The organism is Bacteroides sp. AM16-13, assembly GCF_003602705.1.
In the GTDB taxonomy this organism is placed as follows: Bacteria; Bacteroidota; Bacteroidia; order Bacteroidales; family Bacteroidaceae; genus Bacteroides; species Bacteroides xylanisolvens.
This window is the reverse complement of record NZ_QTLK01000018.1, coordinates 16,513-39,304: the sequence shown is the minus strand read 5'-3', so window position 1 is coordinate 39,304 and position 22,792 is coordinate 16,513. Positions and strand designations below refer to the sequence as shown.

The following is a 22,792-nucleotide window of genomic DNA, read 5'->3' as shown; positions in this document are numbered from 1 at the left end:
ATTTCTTCCCATTTCACCGCCATTTTCTTGGCTATAGCCGCATATTTGTCTGCTACATCATTCAATCCGAGCATCCGAGCCATCTCGCTGTACCCGGCTACTCCCATGATCGCTTTCACAGAAAGGTTCGCATTATGTGCCCAGTGACCAGCAAAGTCATCCGTGCAAAGTTGGTTTTCCGGGTCCTGTCCAAACTAATAAATATTACTGTATCTGTTTGATAATCTGGATATTATAAATTAGCGTATTGTTACTGTGTTGTGCTTTACATCTTTTTCAAGTAAAATTAAAGTGATTTTTCTCTCAATAAAGTCACTTATTTTCATTATTTTATTATTCTATTTTCTTTCGGATGAACTCTAAAAATGGCGAAAACATCAATAATAAGTATTGCAAAATTGGCTGTTCTTAATTTATTTCATATTTTTGCAACGACGGTTGACTCAACAGCCGTTGAGAAAAACTTATTGATTATGAAGTTTTATAATAGAGAGAAAGAAATTGCAGAATTGAAGCGTGTACAAGAGCTTGCATTTGGTCAAAATTCCAGAATGATTGTGGTAACAGGCCGTAGGCGTATTGGAAAAACCAGTCTTATAAAACAAGCTCTGAAGGGAACACCTACTGTATATTTTTTCATTGGAAGAAAAGCAGAGAGTATATTAGTCGCAGATTTTATAAAAATAGTACGCGAGACATTATCTATTTTTATTCCGGATGGCATATCCAACTTTACTACTTTGATACAATATCTTTTCGAAATAGGAAAAACACGTTCTTTTAATATTGTTATTGATGAATTTCAGGAGTTTTATAATATCAGACCCGATGTTTTTAGTGATATGCAAAATCTTTGGGATGAATATCGGCAAGAAACTAAAATAAATCTTGTAATTAGCGGCTCTGTATATTCATTGATGCAAAAGATATTCACGGATCATGGAGAACCATTATTCGGACGTGCTGACAATATTTTATGTCTTCGGTCCTTCAATACAAAAGTGCTAAAACAAATTATGGAGGATTTTGCGCCCGGATATAGTAATGATGACCTGTTAGCTTTGTATACACTGACTGGAGGAATCCCTAAATATGTAGAGTTATTCTGTGACAATCAAGCACTTTCTGTTGATCGGATATATGACTTCGTTTTTTCAGAAAATTCCTTGTTTATAGATGAAGGACGTAATTTGTTGATTACTGAATTTGGAAAAAATTATGGCATTTACTTTTCCATCTTATTAGAAATAGCAAATGGGCATTATACACAAGGGGAAATAGAGTCAGTACTAGGGGGAATATCTATCGGAGGTCATTTAAGTAAATTAGAAAATGTGTATAATTTGATAACTCGCGAACGGCCTATTTTTGCGAAACCAGGTACTAAGAAAAATGTACGATATATTATTGGAGATAATTTTCTAAATTTCTGGTTTAAATACATCGAACGGAATCGTTCATATATTGAACTACAGAATTTTGAAGACCTGCGTCAACTAGCAAAGGCTGATTATCAGACTTATTCAGGCAAAGTGTTAGAAAACTATTTTAAACAGAAATTAGCAGAAGAAGGTGGGTTTAAAGAAATTGGTTCCTGGTGGGAAACTAAAAGTTCTACAAACAAAGAACGATTAAACTCTTATGAAATTGATATTGTAGCTCTTAAATCAAGTGGAAAAAAAGCCCTTATAGCAGAAGTTAAACGGATGCCAGAGAATAATTATGTTCATTCAACGTTCATGGAAAAAGTGGAACATTTAAGGCACAAAGAGATGGCAAAATACGATATTGAAACACGAGTCTTAGGATTAGAAGACATGTAACTTTATGTAAATAAGATGACGCGATTATCCCTAAAAATCCCCAGTTACAGCAATTCAATTAGCTTGGATCCCAATACTCGTTCTATCGTCACTGTTTCTACTTTTTTGTTATTTGTAAATTTAATCTTAAAGAATGAATTAATAAGAGATACTCATTCTTCTTAACTTAAAGCCTTTTATTTATATCAAATTCTTTATTATCATATCCGCAGCATACTGTAAGCAATTTAAACAGCCTGTCATTGAACTCGATTTAGACAATGACAGGCTACTTAATTATTTATCTTATATTGAATATTAAATTATTGTCGTGGTTCAATCACGTAAGTCGTTTACAGAATCACGCCTAACTTATTCTCTTATTTTATGGTATTTATCTGCTAATCCATAAAATATAATTAGATTATCAGACTAGTTCTTAATTTTTCATTATTTACCATTCAATCTGCTGATCTTCGTCTGGAATCTGAGTATTGAGATTTCGTTCAAGTAGCATTGTTCCTTTAACTTTATAAAGGACTTCTTGATTTCGAGAAGTCACATCCTTAAAATCATATTCAATAGTAAATGAAACATAGCGATGTTTCAAATAAGGGCGTGTAGCATCCATGGTCTCCGTTACACTATATGCAGGGGTACCGTATAGTTTAAATCCAATCTTTTCTTCATCATCTGCCCACATACTCAATGATTTATCCTCATTGAAGCGTATATATATTTTATAGAGTTCCCGTTCATCTCTTGATAAATCTTCGCTCATTAAACCGGCATAAAAGAAAATAGTATTATTATCTACCACATATGCTGTACGATTATTGGTTACCATCGGTTTATTATCAGTACTTCCATTTGCATTTCGAATATACACTTCCATTGTACTTGTACTATATGAACCGGAATAATCGTTAAAAGGAATTACACGCAATAATGCTTTTGCATAGTTTTTACGTGGATGACCTTGATAATTATAAGAAGCATCATCAACGATAGTTAGAGGCAACACCCATTTATCTGTCATATTGATTCCTCTCAAATCAAAATCAATATTTAGTTGTTCCACACATGTTCCTGCAGGAATATGAACTATTTCCGGGAATTCATATTTATCTTCCTCCAATAGCGTATACCATAAATCTGTACGCCCGCTGAAACGTTCTCTATTTAATATTTCCAAGGTATCCTCATATAGTGCTACATGGACATCTATATCTTGTTCGTTCGTAGTTGACCCACTAACTATAACCGGTAACTGATAGCGTACTTTTCCATCAGGGTTGTATCTCACATATATTGGAGTTACCCCATTATCTTTATCTTTTATAGGTGCTTTAAAAGAAATATATTGCCGATACTGCTCATCTTTCCACTCATCATTACAAGAAGTGATCAAGAGCAACATACATAGTGCAAACCAACAATTATATATAATTTTCATACTTATATCATTTTAAAATTAATCATTGTATGTCCAACCCGGATTTTGTGTCAACAGCTTATTGCGTTTCAACTCCTCATGACTGATAGGCCAGAAATATAATTTGCGAGAAAAAGCAGTTGGAAGTTCATTGACTACAATTGGCGAATGAAACGCTGCTCTATTTTCTTCAGTCATAAGAGCATCACAGCCATATATTTCCATTGACTCTTCAACCGGAGCATCCTTCCATCTACGGAGATCAAAATAACGATGTCCCTCTCCCATAAGCTCTATCTGTCGTTCACGTTTCAATTTCTTACGGAATACATTCCGGTCTTGATATTCTGGCAATGTATAATCGGGAACCCCTGCACGGCAACGCACAGGACGAATGCCTTTTTTCATTTCATTAATATCACGTTTGACAGGATAACTGATGGAACCATCCCAAGATGGAATATCGTATGAAGCTCCATCTTCCAACTCATTCAAGGCTTCAGCGTAAATCAATAAGATCTCAGCAAAACGAATAGCAGGCTCCGTTTTTAGTTTGACATAGTCCTTATTACCTTTTGCCTCAGAAGTATCGTCCGGATGAACAAATTTCATGATTCCAATACCAGTGCGAAGCCAAAAATTAGAGTTGGTATATCCATTACCATTACCACGGTAATAAAATACTTGTTGCTCTACTGGTTTAGGATCTTTAAGCGTCGAATTATTCAATAGAGGCCATACACAACCATTAAAAGCAACCGAGGCATAGAAACGTGGTTCACGCCATGCGTACTCTTTCCATACTCCTTTCCTTAAATAAGGATATGTTCCTGCCTTCCCTTCCTTTTCAGACACAAAACGGTTCTTAACTTGGCAAGTGTCCAAAAATGTCTGTCGATTAAATTCAGAGCCATTATACATATAGTAAGCATCACACATCTTTTGTGTCATACCATGTGTATTCCAGCCATTGGCACTAGTAGGCAATTGATGTAATACCATATCTGCAAGATTGCGGTCACCCTGATTTTGTCCACGACTAAAAATAAGTTCAGGATTATCAAACATAGACAGGGTTCCATTAAAAACTTGTCGATAGGATTCAAAGGGGTCAATATCCCGATATCCATTTGGCCAATCAGCATTTTCAAAATCATTATCAGAATAAGGAGGAAGTGTTTTCGGATAACCTGCAGCGGCTTCATCTCTTTTCTTCACAGTGTGTAACACATAACGGTGTCCATAATTGCTTCCCGGGAGTTCCATAACGTCTCTTGCTGCTGCAGCGGCTCTAGCCCATTTGTATTCATTATATTCCTGTGCTAACAAACATCTTCCGTCATGATCTACCAAATCTGTAAATCTTTCGGTATCTTCAGGACGAGGGTTATTAATAGGACTCGCCGCGTATAATAGAACTTTTGCGCGTGCTGCTAATGCGGCTCCTCTAGTAGGACGAGAGGTATGATTCGCTCCCCTGTCCAAAGGTAAGTCCTTAGCTGCCAAGCGCATTTCTGATTCGATATATTCTACGCATTCATCATAGGAATTGCGTTGACAAGCCAAATCATCATAGCTGGCTGTATAATCGAGTCCTTCCTCCGGCAATAAAGGAACAGGGCCATATTTACGGAGTAATAACCAATAATAGTAAGCGCGTACAAAACGGGCTTGTGCTTTCAAGTCAGCTCTTTCAGCTTCTGTAAACTCCATATTCATGTCGATATTTTGAATGAAAATGGATGCCTGACGAATGCCTTTATAACTGGCTCCCCATGATTGTCGGTCTCCTTCACTATAAGTCCCTGTTTTAAAGGTGTTATAAATATCACGGTCACCAAAATAAATATCATCGGCAAAACACCACAGTATATTGTCTTTGGTTCCAACATCCATATTCTCTCCTTTAAGATAGGAATAAGCATGAGCTAACCATTCTTCCGAGTATTTTTCATTAGTAAATACATCTTCCAGCGTCATACGGTCTTTAAAATTTTTATCCGAATCCAGCTGGTCTACACACGAAACGGTGATTGTCCCTAACAGGACACCTATACAAAACTTATATATCTTTTTCATTTCACACATATTGATTAGATATTAACAGTCAATCCTAAAGTCATTACCCTAGACAGTGGGTATTCCGCCCCTGTGGAACTTCCTAATTCCGGATCCCATTCTTTAAATTTAGCGAATGTCAATAAATTGGTACCAATAAAGAATACACGTATATTATTGAACTTAATCTTATTTACAATTGATTTAGGCAATGTATACCCTACTTCTAAAGTCTTCAAACGTAAATATGAACCATTTTTTAGCCAGAAAGTGGACTTTTGTTGATTATTATCATTTCCACCATAGCTAAGGCGTGGATAAGAAGCATTCGGATCTTCATTAGCAGGAATTCCAAGTTTAGCTGCTGTGTCTGCATCAACCCAACGATTAGCTACTAAATTCCCCAAAACATTTCCCCACTGACTATCCTTGAAGGCAAATACCGTGGATCCATTAATGAAGAATGAAGACTTTCCTGCTCCTTGAAAATGGACATTGAAATCAAGTCCTTTCCATTGTGCAGAGATACCAAATCCGTAAATCAGATTCGGTTTGGTAGTCGCACCGATAGCTACTTTGTCACCATCATTGATTACACCATCTCCATTAACATCTTTATATTTAATATCACCCGGTTGTACTTTTCCCCATGCTGTCTGTTGAGGACTGTTACGAATATCATCATAATCTTTAAAAAGACCTAACGCAATCAAACCTTTAGCTTGGTTTACACGGTAACCCGCTTCTGTCTGGTAAGGATAAACAGTATTTTCTTCATCCTTCTCCAATATCTCATTCTTACTATAAGTAAAATTACCACGAACCGTGAGGTTCACTCTGTTTATTTTCTGTTTATAGGCAAAATGGCCATCAAAACCTTGCGAACGTACACTACCCACATTTGCTTTAGGATTACTTCTCACAATTCCTACTATGCCAGGTAGATATTTACGTTCCATATAAATACCATCGCGTTGTTCATGGAAATAGTCTACAGTGGCTGTAAACTTATCATTAAACAAAGAAAGGTCTACACCTATATCGTGCTTTGTTGCAATTTCCCAAGTAACGTTTTCAGAAGCTAATTGAGAATATGCCATACCATCATAAGAATTGCCATAACCATAATCACCCCAATTCCAACCAGGAAAGTTTACGTCCTTATTATTTTCTTTATATGACTTAGCAATTGTATATAGATAAGGAAAACGTTCACCCAATTTATCATTACCTACTTTACCATAAGAGTAACGCAGCTTGAACATATTCATCCATTCCAGATGTTTCTTAATGAATTTCTCTTCTGCAATGTTCCAGGCCAGAGAAAAAGCGGGGAAGAATCCGAATCGATGTCCATCGGCAAAATTTTCAGATCCGTTATAACCGAAGTTAAAATCTATGAAGTAACGATAATTCCAGTTATAACTAGCACGTCCTGCCAAGCCCATATGACGTTTGGCAATGCCATTCTTTATATCTGTACCAATATCTACTGTGGTTCGATAAGCATCTTGGCTATATTTTAAAGTACCACCTACGTGATGTGCTTTGAATGCACGATTGTAGTGTAAAATTGCTTCTAAGAATTCAGTCCGGTTACCTGTTGAAATAGAGCTTTGAGTCATTTTTTCTTCGGTTCGCTGTTCTTTAAAAGTAATTTCCCCATCAGTATTTCGAAAGCGTTCTGCGCGCCATGTTTGAGGCATTTTTTTACGGCTAATTTCATTTGTGTTGTTAGTGTCGAAACCAAAACGACCTTCAAAACGCAATCCTTTAGTAATAAAATCCAGCTTCTGTTCTAAAGAAATATTAGTCTGAACCTTATTTTCCCAGATTTCAAAATATCCAGTTTGTGTTGCCAATACCCATGGATTGGAACGATCATCTTCTTTTCCAAATGCTGGTACATAACCATTGGAATACATTACTGGAATACTAATCGGACTTTGATTTATTAACGATGCCCATACATTTCCACCTTGTCCAGGGGCATTACGTTTCTTTAAAGAACCGGAAACACCGACTTTCACAAGAGTTGTTTTTGTGATGTCAATATCGGTATTCAAACGATAATTCCATCGTTGACTACCGGGATTGGTATTATAATCTTTACGAACTGCTTCATCTGTCTTATACATACCTTCTTCACTAATATAGCTAAGCGAAACAAAATAACGTGCTGTACTACCACCACCATTCATATTCACATTAGCACGATAAGTCATTGCTCCATCTTTCAATAATACATCTTTCCAGTCTACATTCGGATATAAATCCGGGTCAAGTCCTAAACGTAGAATTTCCAATTCATCATTCTGATAGATCGGTTCTTGATTACGAGTAATACGTGCTTCATTCATCATTCTAGCATGAGTGTACCCATCTACAAATTCCGGTGTGATAGTCCGTGTGTTATAAGATGTTTCCACTTTAGCACTGATATTGATTTTACCAGCTTTACCATGTTTTGTTGTAATCAATACTACACCATTAGCACCACGAGGACCGTAAATTGCTGTAGTAGAAGCATCCTTTAAAACAGTAAACGATTCAACATCCTCAATATTAATTTCATCGAGACTACGCTCAAATCCATCTACTAACACTAAAGCCGAGTTATCAGCTCCGAAAGTGGAAATACCACGAATCCAGAATTCCGAAGTATTTTTTCCAGGCTGACCGGATGTCTGCATAGCTAAAACACCTGCCACATTACCAGCCAAAGCATTTGAAAGATTTGCTGTCGGATTTGCTTTCAGATCATTTACATTAACGGTAGTCACCGCTCCAGTCACAGTTAACTTCTTTTGTGCACCGGTTCCTGTAATAACGACTTCATCAAGCTCACTTGCTTCAGATTCCTTCATAATTACATTGACTACCTGCTGCCTTTTCACTAATACTTCCTGTTTATCAAAACCTATGTACGAGAATACTAGTCTTGAAAACTCTTCAATACTAATTTTATAACGTCCGTTAATATCCGTAATTGCTCCTAAGCCAGCCTGATCTTTTACTGTTACATTGACACCGACCAGTGGCTCTTTATTCGTATCCGTCACTACTCCCGTTACTTCAATTTTTTTCTGCGCAAAAGTGGCAACAGAAACCAGTAACAAACAAATGGTGATAAAATTCTTTATTTTCATGTGTTTTTTCTTTTATTCGGTTATTGTTCTCCCTCTTCCGGTTGACTCTCTTTCGGATGTTCTTCTGTCGCTTCAGGAATCTTTTCTAATGCTATCTTCCGGATACGATGATTGTTCACATCACCCACATAAAAAGTTTCTGTATCTTCATCATAAGCTAAAGCATAAGGATAATTAAAACGTGCTTCATCACGTAAATGGCCATCCACATATCCATTAGCATGTACATTCATTCCTGTGCTTCCTCTTCCGGCAAAAGTAGAGACTACTCCATCCGGAGTCAATTTACGTATACAGTGATTATTACGATCTGTAAAATAGAAGTCATAACAATCCTCTTTATTCGCATCCTCATACTCTTTGTTAAATACGAAGACTCCCTGTCCGGGTTTATTCAAGCGTGCTTTTGTTCCTGCCAAATCTTTATAATCCGCTTGTCCGGGTTGTCCACAAACGATATACGGAGTTGTAAGCCGCTTGTTAACTCTGTCATAATTTGAACGGAGAATATAGTGCTGATTCTGTACCATCATATAAACATAATCACCAGATGGATGAACGATAAAGTTAAATTCCCAGTTGGCATCCTGAATCGTAAACAGTTCTTCTGCATGAGCTTTATTATCATTTGCCCCCCATTGGTAAAAATCATATCTGAGCACAGCCCCTGAACCAAAGAAATTATAGTATAATTCACCATTTTCCGGGTGTATCATTGAGTTCTGACACCCTCTACTTGTGGTCAGACGTTTTACTACAGGATTCTGGAAATCTGTAACATCAACCATATCATTATCTTGGTTACGGATTAACATTATATTACTTGCGGCATTATCAGCTCCTTTTGAGCATGCTATAATCATAGTATCTTTACTTAAAGTCCATGACATGCTACGCAAGCGGTCGGCTCCTTCCGAACTACCGGTTATTCCAGTGTATATTCTTTCATTTTTCAAATCCAATATACGCATCGGCTTACCATTACCATTATTTTCTGCATCCTGAGTTAAATACAAGATATCGTGGTTTTTCGGGTCAAATTCGAACCATGCAGGAAAATCTATTTTACCACAGTCACTAAAAGGACCTTCCTTTATAATTTCTCCATTACCCTTCTCATCTACATATCCACATAAAGTTGATACGACCTTTTGTGGAACATATTTATATTTTGATGATACTATAACATCCTGTTCACCAACTTTTACTTCAATAGTTCCTTCGTAACATTGCTGCGGGGTAATACAGTACAAACTATTACCTTTCGCATTAATTACTTTTGCTTCTTTCCCGCCTATTTTCACAAAGACAATAGAGGAATCAGTACCGAAATTACTACCATAAATAATCATCCGAGTGTTTGCTCCTCCTGCTTTGGGAGCAAAATCCGTCACAGTCACCGGTTGGCTGGGATCATAAGGTTCCGCAGACGCATCTTTATCATCTTTACAGCTACTGAAGCAAATCGTAAAGAGTAATAATAGAATCATCCATTGAAATCCAATGATCTCATGTCTCATAGTTTTACATTTCATAATACACTAGATTTAAATTATTGATTATTCTGAACTTTATCCATTAATACCTTCATCCAGTATCCTCCGATCACCGAACGAGCTCTAAAGCCAACCCATCGTCCGCTGTCTGTATGGTGCCAGTCGCTGATAGGTACACGAGAGACTGTTTCATTGATATATTTATAGACAGGATCAGAGAATTTCTGGAAGGTTTCCTTATCTGATGCCATAGCTGCCGTCCACATGATCCAGTCGGATTTTGTGTATTCTTTACGAGAATCCAAAGGGAGTCCATAAGGATTCTGTTTTGTTAGATAATAATTGAGCTCTTTTCCAATTACATTATTAGGAAATAAATTCAGGTTCCACAATTTGTCCCAAACCATATTATACTTCTGGCTCCAGGTATTCTTACGGTCGAAAGCCAAGCGATAGTGGTCACCCTCATTTGCCATTTCCTCCCATTTCACCGCCATTTTCTTAGCTATAGCCGCATATTTTTCGGCTACATCACTCATTCCAAGCATACGAGCCATCTCGCTGTACCCAGCTACTCCCATGATAGCTTTCACAGAAAGATTGGCATTATGGGCCCAATGGCCTGCAAAATCATCTGTACAAAGTTGGTTTTCCGGGTCCTGTCCAAACTAAGATATAAGTATGTAACCTGCTGTAATTTAGTGTATTATTCATTATTGTGTTGTTTTTGTATTGTTATAAGAAGATGTATCAGGTAAAAACCAGAGATTTTGCCTGATAAAAAATAGCTTTTATTTTTTATCAGGTATATTAATGAATAATGTGCTTGAATTATGAATTATTTTGTCTTTCCCTCCCCCAAAAAACAAAATCAAAAATAGATAAGTGTATGTAATAAAGTATATGAATTTAAAAGTCTTTTTTCAAACGCTCAATCAATACTTCTTTAATAAGCTCATACCCTTCTTGAGGATTGAACATCTCATTAGGACGTATTAGATTTTGGATATCCCCTAAGAAATCCATATCGTTCATCTTTTCTTCCATGTTCAAAATGAACTGTTTGTAAGTAGGTGGTTGTCCGGCAACAAAGTCCATATATCGTTTATAGCAGCGAATAATTTCATCCGGATTTACTTCATGTAAAGTGAGAGCTTTGTATAAATCAAATAAGTCACGACCTTTTTTACGCTGATATAATGCGCGTAACTTAGTGCCTAACAGTTCATTCAGTCTATAAGTCGTTAATTCACATTGTCCTGTAAACCAACTATTGTCTACAGAAAAAGGAATCTTGACTAGCCCTAATTCGTTGAAGTGTTCAAAACAGTTAATCTCCACTTTCAATCGAATTTGCACAGTCGGTGGTATCTCCGATTCCATACGAAAAAGCATTGTGTTATTAAATCTTTTCTGTTTTGTGACTCGGTCTGGCAAGAAATTCAAGACTTCACCTAGTCTATACATAGTAGATTTAATTGGTTCTGCATCGATTTGTACAAGATCAATATCCTCACTATATCTAGGCTGCGGAGAAAGATATAATTTGTGTAATGCAGTTCCACCCCTAAAAGCAAGTTTGGAAGCTAAAAAATCATCACTGAAGATGGCAACTAATGCCCGACTAATAATAAGATCTTGCTCAACTTGTTCGTTTGCATTCCATGGAACATGTGTTCTCCATTGCATTATAGCAGCTCTGTTTATCATAGTTCGTCTATTTCTATATCAATATTTATATTTATTTTCCAACGTCTATTCGCACCCTTCAAAATTCGAGGATGGCGTGAACTCAAAGGTATATAATTCAAACGTTTATCATAAATCCGTAACTGTTCATATAGTGTATCTGCCTGTTCTGATTCATTGAGAATACAATCCAAAATATAACCTAGTCTCTGAATAGTTGCTACGGATGTATTATCAAACAAATAATCTTCCACTGCGTTAGAGAAATCTGTCTTTTCAACAAGTTCAGCTAATACAGTAGACACTCGTGATAATCCACCTACATATTGCTCATATTGTACAAGGTCAATAGCTGTTAACTCTGGATTAGAAAAAAGAATAGTTCCTGTTTCTGAATTCTTTTCTTGTAAAAGTCTATCAGGAATCTGTTTGCGATATATCCAACTCAAAAAACTATTTTTATTTTCTGAAACAGACGATTTGGGAAGAATAGTCATTACTGAAAACTTTTGTGGACGTTGATGGGCAGCACCTAATAATTCAGCAGCATTTAACAGGCAAATGTAATAGGGTTTTTTCAGAAAACTCATTAGCTGTTCAATGTAATATATTGGCGGTACAATACGTTTGGCAGCATATTGTATGGGAACAATTACATAAAATCCTTTATAAACAGACAAAATTTTGCCCTGCATTTTTAATCGGTAAAGTTCATTCTTAATTACTTGTTCTGATGAAGCAATGAAACAAGAACGAAGCTCTTCAACACTAAAAGTTGAAGTCCCATTGATTTCTTTTTCTCTGATCCATTCTCTTACTGTCATTTCTTGATATGCTAAATTCAATGCAAAGATAATCATAAATAGATTACTTTTGCATTAAAAACAGGCATTTTATCCATTAATATATCATCGAAAGAATAGCTTATTTTTGTCTTAATCATTAAAAGTGACTATTCGAGAAATGCCTTAAAATGAAGTTTCCCCCTGCTACAACTGTTTTGTAACAGGGGGGAAATCCTTTCAGACGTATTTCTTTAACCTCTTCTAGTAAAGACTAATATTACCACTCAATCTGTTGATCTTCATCTGGTATTTGGGTATTGATGTTACGTTCAAGCGTTAATGTACCTTTTACTTTATATGGCACTATTGCTCCCGGAGCAGAAGTAATGTCATCATAATTATACTCAATCGAAAAGGAGACATAATGATGTTCCAAGTATGGACGAGTAGCATCTTTAATTACCGCAACACTGTAATCAGGTGTACCAAACAATTCGAAATTAATCCTATCATCTTCCGGCCATACTTTCAATGTTTTTGTTTCCTGATCAAATTGCATATATATTTTGTAGGTACGGCGTATCTCTTTGTCTAAATTCTCACCGACTAAACCTGCGTAAAAGAAAATTGTATTTTCGTCTACTACGTATGCAGTACGTGAATTGGCAACCATTGGCTTTTTATCAATGCTTCCATCCGGATTACGAAAAAACACTTCCATAGTAGTTGTACTATAACTTCCTGAATAATCATTGAACGGAATAACCCTTAAGAGTGCTTTTGCATAATTCTTACGCGGATGACTCATATAATTATAAGAAGCATCATCAACTATAGTCAGAGGTAATACCCATTTTTCTACCATGTCAATTCCGTTTAATGTAAAATCAATATTCATAGTTTCCGCATAAGAGTCGGCAGGGATATGAACCGATTCAGAAAAACTGTAAAACTTCTCATCCAATAGCTCATAGAACAATTCAGTTCGTGTACTAAAACGTTCCTGATTCATAATATTCAAAGTATCTGGATCTATGGCGACATGTACATCCAGATCTTGAGAATTCATAGTGGTTCCACTCACTGTTAGAGGTAACTTATACGTTACTTTACCATCTGTTTTATACCGCACATAGATGTTCATGACACCCTGATCGTTTATGGGAGCTGCAAAAGATATGTATTGCTTATACTGTTCTTCTGTCCATTCATCATTACAAGATGTAGCTAATAGCAAAACGGACAATACAATCCAACAATTATATATAGTTTTCATATTATACTTTTTTATATTAATCATTATATGTCCATCCAGGATTCTGGGTTAACAAATTATTCCGTTTTAACTCATCATGGCTAATAGGCCAGAAATATAGTTTGCGCGAGAAGGTTGAAGGCAGATCGTTTATAACCACAGGAGAATGAAATAGAACTTTTTGATCTTCCGAATCAGTCATTAACGTATTGCATCCATATACTTTCATTGCCTCTTCCACCGGAGCATCCTTCCATCTACGTAAATCAAAATATCGATGCCCCTCACCCATTAATTCAATTTGGCGCTCACGTTTCAACTTCTTACGAAATTCATCCTTATTCCCATATATAGTAGTAAGATCATAATCAGGCACACCGGCACGGCAGCGAATCGGTCGAATCCCCTTCTTCATTTCATTAATGTCACGCTTGATGGAATAACTAGTAGAGCCATCCCACGACGAAATGTCATACGTGGATCCATCTTCCAGCTCATTCAAAGCTTCCGCATATATCAGTAATATTTCTGCGTAGCGGATTGCAGGCTCTGGTTTTTTAGTGATGCGGTCGTTTATTTTGCCTACTGCTGTATCATCCGGACTGACAAATTTCATAATTCCTATTCCACTACGTAACCAGAAATTTGTATTCGTATATCCATTACCATTACCACGATAATAGAATATTTGTACATCTACCGGCTGGGCAGGGGTTAGGGATGAATTTTGTAGCATAGGCCATATAGCTCCATTAAATCCGACGGAAGCGTAGAAGCGAGGTTCACGCCCGGCATATTGCTTGGAGACTCCAGCACGTAAGTGTTCATATCCTTCAGTTCCTGCTTCTGTTTTGCTGACAAATCCATTTGCACGTTCGCGCATGTCACTACGACCAGGAATATTTAATTCACGTTCTTTACCCGGACAATCATCCCCATTAGCCATATAATAGGCATCACATTGTTTTTGTGTCATACCATGTGTATTCCAACCACCATAAATTGATGGGAGTTGATGCCTGACCATATCCGCCAGATCACGGTCACCCTGATTTTTACCACGTGTAAAAATCAATTCTTTATTATCTGAGGCTGCTAAATCACCATCAAAGAGCGAACGGTATGACTCAAACGGATCTATATTTTTGTACCCATCCGGCCAATCCTGTTTCGAGAAATCGTTATCTTGATAGGGAGTAACGGTTTTAGGAAAGCCTGGACTTGATTCTGTCTTTGCTAACGAATAATGCAACTCATATTGCCCGAGTTTCATCACATCAAGTGCAGCTGCAGCAGCTTTTGCCCATTTATATTCGTCATATTCCTGCGCAATGAGACATTTACCATCATGGTCCACCAAGTCAGTAAATCTTTCTGTATCTTCCGGGCGAGGATTGTTTATCGGACTTGCCGCATACAGTAACACTTTGGCACGCGCAGCTAGAGCGGCTCCTCTGGTTGGACGAGCTATGTGGTTGGTTCCTCTCTCCAATGGTAAATCTTTTGCAGCTAAAGCCATTTCGGAAGCAATGTAGTTGGCACATTCGTCATAAGTATTGCGTTGCCGTGCCAAACCTTCATAACTATCAGTGTAATCAAGTCCTTCGTCCGGCAACAAAGGTATAGGACCATACCTACGAAGTAAAAGCCAGTAGTAATAAGCTCTTACGAAGCGCGCTTGTGCTTTAAAGTCTGCTTTTTCCTGTTCCGTAATCTTCATATTCATGTCAACATTTTGAATAAAAATAGAAGCTTGACGAATGCCTTTATAGCTTGCTCCCCAAGAATGTCGGAAGCCTTCATTATATGTACCGTTCTTAAATGTTTTATAATCATCACGGTCACCGAAATAAATATCATCGGCAAAGCAGAACAGATTATTATCTTTACTGGAAACATCCATATTTTCTCCTGACAGATATGAAAAAGCATGTGCTAACCACCTTTCTGTCCGTGTTTCATCAGTAAACACATCTTCAAGTAACATGCGGTCTTTGAAATACTTGTCAGAATCCAAGTTGTCCGCACAGGATGCAATTCCTACTCCTAATAGGATATATATGCATATATAATATATTCTTCTCATTTCACGTATATTAAATTAGATATTAACAGATAAACCTAGAGAAAAGACTTTGGAAAGTGGATACTCGGTACCTGTAGAACTACCGAGTTCAGGATCCCATTCTTTGAATTTAGCGAATGTCAATAAGTTCGTTCCGATAAAGAATACGCGTATCTTATTAAATTTCAGTTTGTTTACAACTGTTTTAGGTAAAGTATAGCCAACTTCCAGAGTTTTTAATCGCAAATAAGAACCATCACGCAACCAAAATGTAGACTTCCGGAAATTGTTATCATTTCCACCGAAACTTAAACGAGGATACGAAGCATTTGGATTTTCATTAGCAGGAATACCAAACCTGGCAGCAGTTTCTGCATCCACCCAGCGATTTTCCACCAAATTCTCCAATACGTTTCCCCATTGGTTGTCTTTGAAAGCATATACGGTAGAGCCCTCAATAAAGAATGAAGACTTGCCGGCTCCTTGAAAGTGAACATTGAAGTCAAGTCCTCTCCATTGTGCCGAAATACCAAATCCGTAAATCAAGTTCGGTTTGGTAGTGGCTCCAATAGCCGCTTTATCTCCATCATTAATGACCCCGTCACCATTCACATCCTTATACTTGATGTCACCTGGCTGTACTTTACCAAACTGTTGTTTAGGACTATTACGAATATCATCGTAATCTTTGAACAGACCTAACGCAATAAGTCCTTTTGCCTGATTGACACGATATCCTTTTTCTAATTGATAAGGATAGACAGTATTTGTTTCATCTCTCTCCAGAATTTCATTCTTACTATAAGTCATATTACCTCGAATGGTGAGATTTACTTTACCTAACTTTTGTTTGTAAGCAAAATGACCGTCAAATCCTTCAGATAATACACTACCGACATTGGCTTTAGGATTACTTCTTACGATACCTACCATACCTGGAAGAAATTTTCGCTCCATGTAAATGCCATCACGTTGCTCGTGGAAATAATCGACTGTAGCTGTCAATTTATCATTAAATAGAGATAAATCTACTCCAAAATCATGTTTGGTAGCAATTTCCCATGTTACATTTTCGGAAGCCAACATGCTATATGTCATACCATCAAACTTTTTATCGTATCCGTAATCTCCCCAATTCCATCCGGGGAATATCTTTTCTACATCTTTGTCATCCACTTTTTCTGTATACTTACCGGAAATGGTATATAAATAAGGAAAGCGTGTTCCCAACTGATCATTTCCGACTTTTCCGTATGAATAACGTAGTTTAAACATGTTCATCCATTTCAGATGATCCTTGATCAATTTTTCTTCAGCTATATTCCAAGCAACAGAAAATGCAGGAAAAAAACCGAACCGATGTCCGTCAGCAAAGTTCTCCGAACCGTTGTATCCAAAATTGAAATCGACGAAATAACGGTAATTCCAGTTGTAACTGGCTCGTCCGGCTATTCCCATATGACGTTTGGCAATACTGTTTTTTACATCTGTACCAACATCAACAGTTGTTTTATAAGCATCCTGGCTATATTTGAGAGTTGCTCCTACATGGTGTTCTTTAAATCCACGATTATACTGTAAAAAAGCTTCGAGGAACTCTCTGCGATTACCTGATGACTTACTGGTCTGTTCCATCTTCTGTTCTTCCCTTTGTCGATCATACACTATTTCGCCCGCCGAATTACGGAAACGTTGTGCACGCCATGTTTCAGGCATTTTCTTGTGGTTGATTTCATTATCATTATTGATGTCAAATCCAAAACGTCCTTCAAAGCGTAGCCCTTTTGTTATAAAATCCAGTTTTTGTTCCAAAGAAATGTTTGTCTGTACTTTATTATTCCAAAACTCTTTGTATCCAGTTTGCGTAGCAAGCACCCATGGGTTCGAGCGATCATCTTCTTTACCAAATGCCGGTATATAGCCGTTAGAATACATCAATGGAACACTAATCGGATTTTGATTCATCAATGATTTCCATACATTTTCCCCTTGTCCCGGTGCATTTCGTTTCTTTAAAGAACCGGAAACTCCAACTTTCAGGAGAGTACTTTTAGTTATATCAATGTCCGTGTTCAATCGATAATTCCAACGTTGACTACTTGGGTTGCTATTATAATCCTCACGCATAGCGTCGTCTGTTTTATACATTCCTCCTTCGCTGATATAACTAAGTGAAACAAAATAGCGTGCAGTAGCCCCACCACCATTCATGTTCACATTAGCACGATAAGTCATCGCTCCATCTTTCAGCAACACATCCTTCCAATCCACATTCGGATAAAGATCAGGATCAAGTCCTAATCGTAAAAGCTCCAATTCATCATCTTGGTATATAGGTTCTTTATTACGAGTAATGCGTGATTCATTCATCATGCGTGCGTAAGTGTAACCGTCTGCAAATTCGGGTGTAATGGTGCGTGTGTTGTAAGACGTTTCAACTTTTGCGTTTATATTGATTTTACCGGCTTTACCGTGTTTGGAGGTAATCAAGATTACCCCGTTAGCACCACGGGGACCATATATAGCTGTCGTAGAAGCATCTTTCAATACAGTGAAAGACTCAATGTCCTCTATATTCATTTCGTCCAGGCTACGTTCAAATCCATCAACTAATACCAGCGCAGAATTGTTTGCTCCGAAAGTGGAGATACCCCGAATCCAGAATTCAGAAGTATTCACTCCCGGCTGCCCTGATGTCTGCATGGCGAGAATACCTGCTACATTACCTGCCAAAGCATTTGAGAGGTTTGCTGAAGGATTTGATTTCAGGTCGTCTACATTTACAGTCGTTACCGCTCCTGTCACCGTCAGTTTTTTCTGCACGCCTGTTCCGGTGATGACAACTTCATCAATCTCTCTTGCATTGGCTTCTTTCATTGTAATATTCACTATACGTTGCTGCTTTATCAGCACTTCCTGTTTATCAAATCCAATATATGAAAAGAGCAGCCTTGAATATTCTTCAACATTTATTTTGTAACGTCCGTTAATATCTGTGATAGCTCCCAAGCCAGCCTGGTCTTTTACTGTTACATTCACACCAATCAGTGGTTCCTTATTCTCATCTGTTACAATTCCTGTAACTTCTATCTTTTTTTGCGCAAAAACGCTTATAGAAATCAATAATAGACAGAAAGTTATCAATTTCTTAATATTTATGCATTCCATATTATTCGGTTATTATTTAACTTCATCCGATATTCTTTTATCTGATTGGTCTCTAATGAGGTCTTCCGGTATTTTTTCCAAAGCAATTTTACGGATACAATGATTATTTACATCTCCCACATAAAATATATTGTTTACTTCATCGTATGCCAATGCGGCTGGAGAATCAAAACGAGCCTCTTCGCGTAATGCCCCATCTACATAACCATTGGCATGTATATTCATACCAACGCTTCCTCGTCCTGCAAAAGTTGAAGTAATTCCGTCTGGTGTCAGCTTTCGAATACAATGATTATCACGATCAGTAAAGTAAAAATCGTAAATTTCATCTTTTCCGGCTGCCTTATACTCTGGATTCTTGACAAACACTCCTTGGTAGGGTCTGCTTAATCGCGCCTTAGCTCCAATTTTATCATCATAGCCAGCTTGACCTGGTGCTCCGCATACGACATACGGATTGGTAAATGTTTTCTTGTCTTCATCATAGTTTGCACGGAGGATATAGTGACGGTTTATTACCACTATATATGCATACTTTCCGGATGGGTGAATGATATAATTGAATTCCCAATCTATATCTTGAATAGCGTACAGCTTTTCTTGATGTTCCTTATTATTGTTTATTCCCCACTTGTGATAATCATATCTTATCACCATACCTTCTCCGAAGTTATTATAATATAATTCTCCATTTCTGGGATGCACAGCAGAAGCTTGGCATCCATTACCGGTAGTCAATCGTTTCTGATCCAAAAAGTTACCTTGGCGAGTCATGAAGATGTTACTTGCACCATTAACATCTCCTTTTGAGCATGCAATTATCATTGTATCACCATCTAATGTCCAGGTAATACTGCGAAAACGTCCTACTCCATCACTTCCGGCAGCCAATCCAGTCGTTATGTATTCTCTTTCTAAATCTAAAATTCGTATAGGCTTTTTACCTTGATCACCATTGTCTTGGGTTAAATAAAGAAGATTCGGAAATTTTGGATCAAATGAAAACCACGTAGGAGAATCTATCTTTCCACAATCATTAAATGGACCTTCTTTTTTTATTTCTCCATTTCCTAGTTCATCCACATAGCCACATAAAGTAGTGACAAGCATCTGTTGGACATATTTATATTTCTGTGGTATAGTTACAGTTGGGGTTTCGCCGACTGTTAGTTCTATCGTACCTTCATAACACTGGTCTGGAGTAATGCAATATAAACAATTGCCTTCTACACTAATAACCTTAGCTTCTTTTCCACCTACCCTAACTGAAATAATAGAGGGATCAATGCCAAAATTACTACCATAAATAATCATACGTACTTTTGTTCCTCCTGATTTAGGGGTAAAGTCCGTTACCTCTACTGGTTGACTTGGATCATAAGGGGCTGCAGTTGTATCTTTGTCGTCTTTACAACTGCTGAAACAGACTGTAAAGATGAATGCCAACATCATGCATTGTAGTCCTATGTTCCCATGTTTCATAGTTTTACATTTCATAATACACTAGATTTAAAATTATTGATTATTCTGAACTTTATCCATTAACACTTTCATCCAGTATCCTCCGATCACCGAACGCGCTCTGAAGCCTACCCATTTACCGCTGTCGGTATGGTGCCAATCACTGATAGGCACACGTGACACGGTCTCGTTAATGTATTTATAGACAGGATCAGAGAACTTTTCAAAGGTTACTTGATCCGGAGACATAGCTGCCGTCCACATTATCCAGTCGGATTTTGTGTATTCTTTACGAGAGTCCAGAGGAAGCCCGTAAGGATTCTGCTTTGTCAAGTAATAGTTTATTTCTTTTCCGATTACATCGTTAGGAAATAAATTCAGGTTCCATAACTTATCCCAAACCATGTTATATTTTTGACTCCAAGTGTTCTTTCTGTCAAAAGCCAAACGGTAATGATCACCCTCATTCGCCATTTTTTCCCATTTCACTGCCATTTTCTTAGCTATAACAGCATATTTTTCAGCTACATCATTCAACCCGAGCATCCGAGCCATTTCACTGTATCCGGCCACTCCCATGATCGCTTTCACGGAAAGATTGGCATTATGAGCCCAATGTCCGGCGAAGTCATCCGTGCAAAGTTGGTTTTCCGGGTCCTGTCCAGACTAAGTTTTTTTTAGTTATTTAGTTTATTATCAGATATGTATAGCTAACATGTCTTGTTTCTGTGTTGTAATTAGTTGGTTTTTCGAGTGTTTTTGTAGTCTATAAAAATGATTTATTTCTAGGATTTGGGGTATCCCAGATTGTTTCAACAAATTCTAATTCTAGAATAAAATATCAACAGTTCATGCATGATAAAGAAATAATATATCCCCAAATGTAGTTTCAGGGATCAAATAAGATGGAATAAAGACATGATATATTAGTGGCGGTTTAAAACAGACTAAAATGATTCCATCCATTCACTTGACCGACAGATGTTTTTATATCCTTATCTCCATTATAAATCGCGAAACATTGTTCCGTTGGAGTATTAGATAGTTTAGCCCATTTTGAAATACCTTTAAAGAAATCCGGTGAATAAGTTGCTCCTGATTTGATTTCATAGGCATACTGTTTCCCGCCAACCATTCTTAATAAGTCAACCTCATTGCCAGTACTATCACGCCAAAATGATAATCCCGGTTCAACACCTCTATTATAGGATTCTTTTACAAATTCATTGATGACAAGATTTTCAAACAATCCTCCACGTAAAAAATGAGTAGTTATTTGTTCTGCATTTTGTATGTCAAGTAAAGAACAGGCTAGCCCTGTATCATAAAAATATAACTTAGGAGTTTTTACCAATCGTTTGGCATAATTGTTATAATCAGGTTTCAGTAAATAACAGATATAACTTGCTTCTAATATAGATAACCAGTTAGTAGCTGCTGTGACAGAAATTCCACATTCATTTGCTAATGATGAAAGATTTAATAATTGCCCTATGCGACCTGCACATAATTTGAGGAATTTAATAAATTTACTTAGATCCCCAATATTACGTAATAATCTCACATCTCTTTCTACATATGTTTGTATATAGAAAGGATAATAATCATCCGGATTTATAGCTTTATCATAAATACGTGGATAAGCTCCCTTAAAAACTTCTTCATTTACACTGGATGGCAATATTTCTCCTTTTTCCATTTCATAATGCGAAAACGGTAGTAGCTTGAGTACTGCCGTACGTCCAGCTAATGATTGATTCACACTTTCCATTAATAAGAAGTTATGAGATCCGGCCAGCATATACATACCTTCTTTATTCTCTTTATCGGTATGCGTTTGGATATAAGAGAAAAGTGACGGAACTCTTTGAACTTCATCGATAATTGTTTTATCCGGGTAGGTGGAAAGAAATCCTCTCGGATCATCTGTAGCAAATAGTCTCATATCAGGATCTTCCAAAGACACATACTCATAGTCCTGAAAGGAATTCCTCAATAATGTTGATTTTCCAGATTGTCTAGGTCCTGTCAATGTAACAATCGGATATTTATTTGCCATTTCAATTAGCTTGGATTTCAGTATTCGTTCTATCATTGCTGCTCTTATTTTACTGTTTGCAAATTTAATCTTTAAAAGTGAATTTGCAAAACTTCTCTGTTTTTTAATTTAAAGTTCTCTATTTATATTAGATTATATTAGATCTTTTATAATCATATCTGCAGCATACTATAAGTAATTATAATTTAAGCAGCCTGTCATTGAGCTGGATTTAAACAATGGCAAGCTGCTTATTATTTATCTTATATTCAATAATATACCTTCTATCTGTTCTACGGAGCGTATCAAAGCTATTTTAGCATCAAAGAATTTCTTAAAAACAAGAACTTACATTCAACAACTGATTCGCATGAATAATTAAGGTTGCATT

The 22,792-nt window shown here is 37.0% G+C and carries 12 protein-coding genes and 3 pseudogenes; 1 reads left to right on the top strand and 14 read right to left on the bottom strand.

Features of this window, described 5'->3' with window-relative positions; all coding sequences use genetic code 11:
- Positions 1-194, bottom strand: a pseudogene (locus DW173_RS24175) (glutaminase domain-containing protein); the annotation flags it as partial.
- 279 nt (positions 195-473) lie between these two features.
- On the opposite strand from DW173_RS24175, the gene DW173_RS15275 reads away from it, so the two are divergent.
- The gene (locus DW173_RS15275; protein WP_032852256.1) at positions 474-1,823 is read left to right on the top strand and encodes an ATP-binding protein; all 1,350 of its coding nucleotides are present in this window, start codon (positions 474-476) and stop codon (positions 1,821-1,823) included.
- Positions 1,824-2,256: 433 nt separating this feature from the next.
- Here DW173_RS15275 and DW173_RS15270 read toward each other — a convergent pair whose 3' ends face one another.
- The 13 genes and pseudogenes from DW173_RS15270 to DW173_RS15210 form a co-directional block, all read right to left on the bottom strand.
- Positions 2,257-3,258 (bottom strand): DUF4973 domain-containing protein, encoded by a 1,002-nt coding sequence (locus tag DW173_RS15270; protein WP_004307644.1) that lies wholly within the window; start codon positions 3,256-3,258, stop codon positions 2,257-2,259.
- A gap of 18 nt (positions 3,259-3,276) precedes the next feature.
- Positions 3,277-5,316 carry a RagB/SusD family nutrient uptake outer membrane protein gene (locus tag DW173_RS15265; protein ID WP_199722844.1) on the bottom strand — a complete coding sequence of 680 codons (2,040 nt, stop codon included), beginning with the start codon at positions 5,314-5,316 and terminating at the stop codon, positions 3,277-3,279.
- Positions 5,317-5,330: 14 nt separating this feature from the next.
- The gene (locus DW173_RS15260; protein ID WP_120144697.1) at positions 5,331-8,444 is read right to left on the bottom strand and encodes a SusC/RagA family TonB-linked outer membrane protein; all 3,114 of its coding nucleotides are present in this window, start codon (positions 8,442-8,444) and stop codon (positions 5,331-5,333) included.
- Positions 8,445-8,464: 20 nt separating this feature from the next.
- Positions 8,465-9,979 carry an IPT/TIG domain-containing protein gene (locus DW173_RS15255; protein WP_120144696.1) on the bottom strand — a complete coding sequence of 505 codons (1,515 nt, stop codon included), beginning with the start codon at positions 9,977-9,979 and terminating at the stop codon, positions 8,465-8,467.
- Between the two features lie 17 nt (positions 9,980-9,996).
- A pseudogene (locus DW173_RS15250) lies at positions 9,997-10,608 on the bottom strand (glutaminase domain-containing protein); the annotation flags it as partial.
- Positions 10,609-10,849: 241 nt separating this feature from the next.
- On the bottom strand, positions 10,850-11,650 hold the full coding sequence (locus DW173_RS15245; RefSeq protein WP_004298164.1) for a nucleotidyl transferase AbiEii/AbiGii toxin family protein: 801 nt from the start codon (positions 11,648-11,650) through the stop codon (positions 10,850-10,852).
- Positions 11,647-12,453 (bottom strand): type IV toxin-antitoxin system AbiEi family antitoxin, encoded by an 807-nt coding sequence (locus DW173_RS15240; RefSeq protein WP_049702264.1) that lies wholly within the window; start codon positions 12,451-12,453, stop codon positions 11,647-11,649. Before DW173_RS15240 ends, DW173_RS15245 begins: the two co-directional genes overlap by 4 nt.
- A gap of 238 nt (positions 12,454-12,691) precedes the next feature.
- On the bottom strand, positions 12,692-13,690 hold the full coding sequence (locus DW173_RS15235; RefSeq protein ID WP_049702263.1) for a DUF4973 domain-containing protein: 999 nt from the start codon (positions 13,688-13,690) through the stop codon (positions 12,692-12,694).
- Between the two features lie 16 nt (positions 13,691-13,706).
- A complete protein-coding gene (locus DW173_RS15230) occupies positions 13,707-15,755 on the bottom strand; it encodes a RagB/SusD family nutrient uptake outer membrane protein (RefSeq protein ID WP_004298159.1) in 2,049 nt (682 codons plus the stop codon).
- 15 nt (positions 15,756-15,770) lie between these two features.
- The gene (locus tag DW173_RS15225) at positions 15,771-18,893 is read right to left on the bottom strand and encodes a SusC/RagA family TonB-linked outer membrane protein (RefSeq protein ID WP_049702262.1); all 3,123 of its coding nucleotides are present in this window, start codon (positions 18,891-18,893) and stop codon (positions 15,771-15,773) included.
- A gap of 21 nt (positions 18,894-18,914) precedes the next feature.
- Positions 18,915-20,399: an IPT/TIG domain-containing protein gene (locus DW173_RS15220; protein WP_120144695.1), complete on the bottom strand. Its 1,485-nt coding sequence runs from the start codon at positions 20,397-20,399 to the stop codon at positions 18,915-18,917.
- A gap of 18 nt (positions 20,400-20,417) precedes the next feature.
- Positions 20,418-21,026, bottom strand: a pseudogene (locus tag DW173_RS15215) (glutaminase domain-containing protein); the annotation flags it as partial.
- A 274-nt stretch (positions 21,027-21,300) separates the two neighbouring features.
- Complete coding sequence (locus DW173_RS15210; RefSeq protein WP_049701665.1) at positions 21,301-22,458, bottom strand: ATP-binding protein; 1,158 nt, start codon at positions 22,456-22,458, stop codon at positions 21,301-21,303.
- Positions 22,459-22,792: the final 334 nt, after the last annotated feature.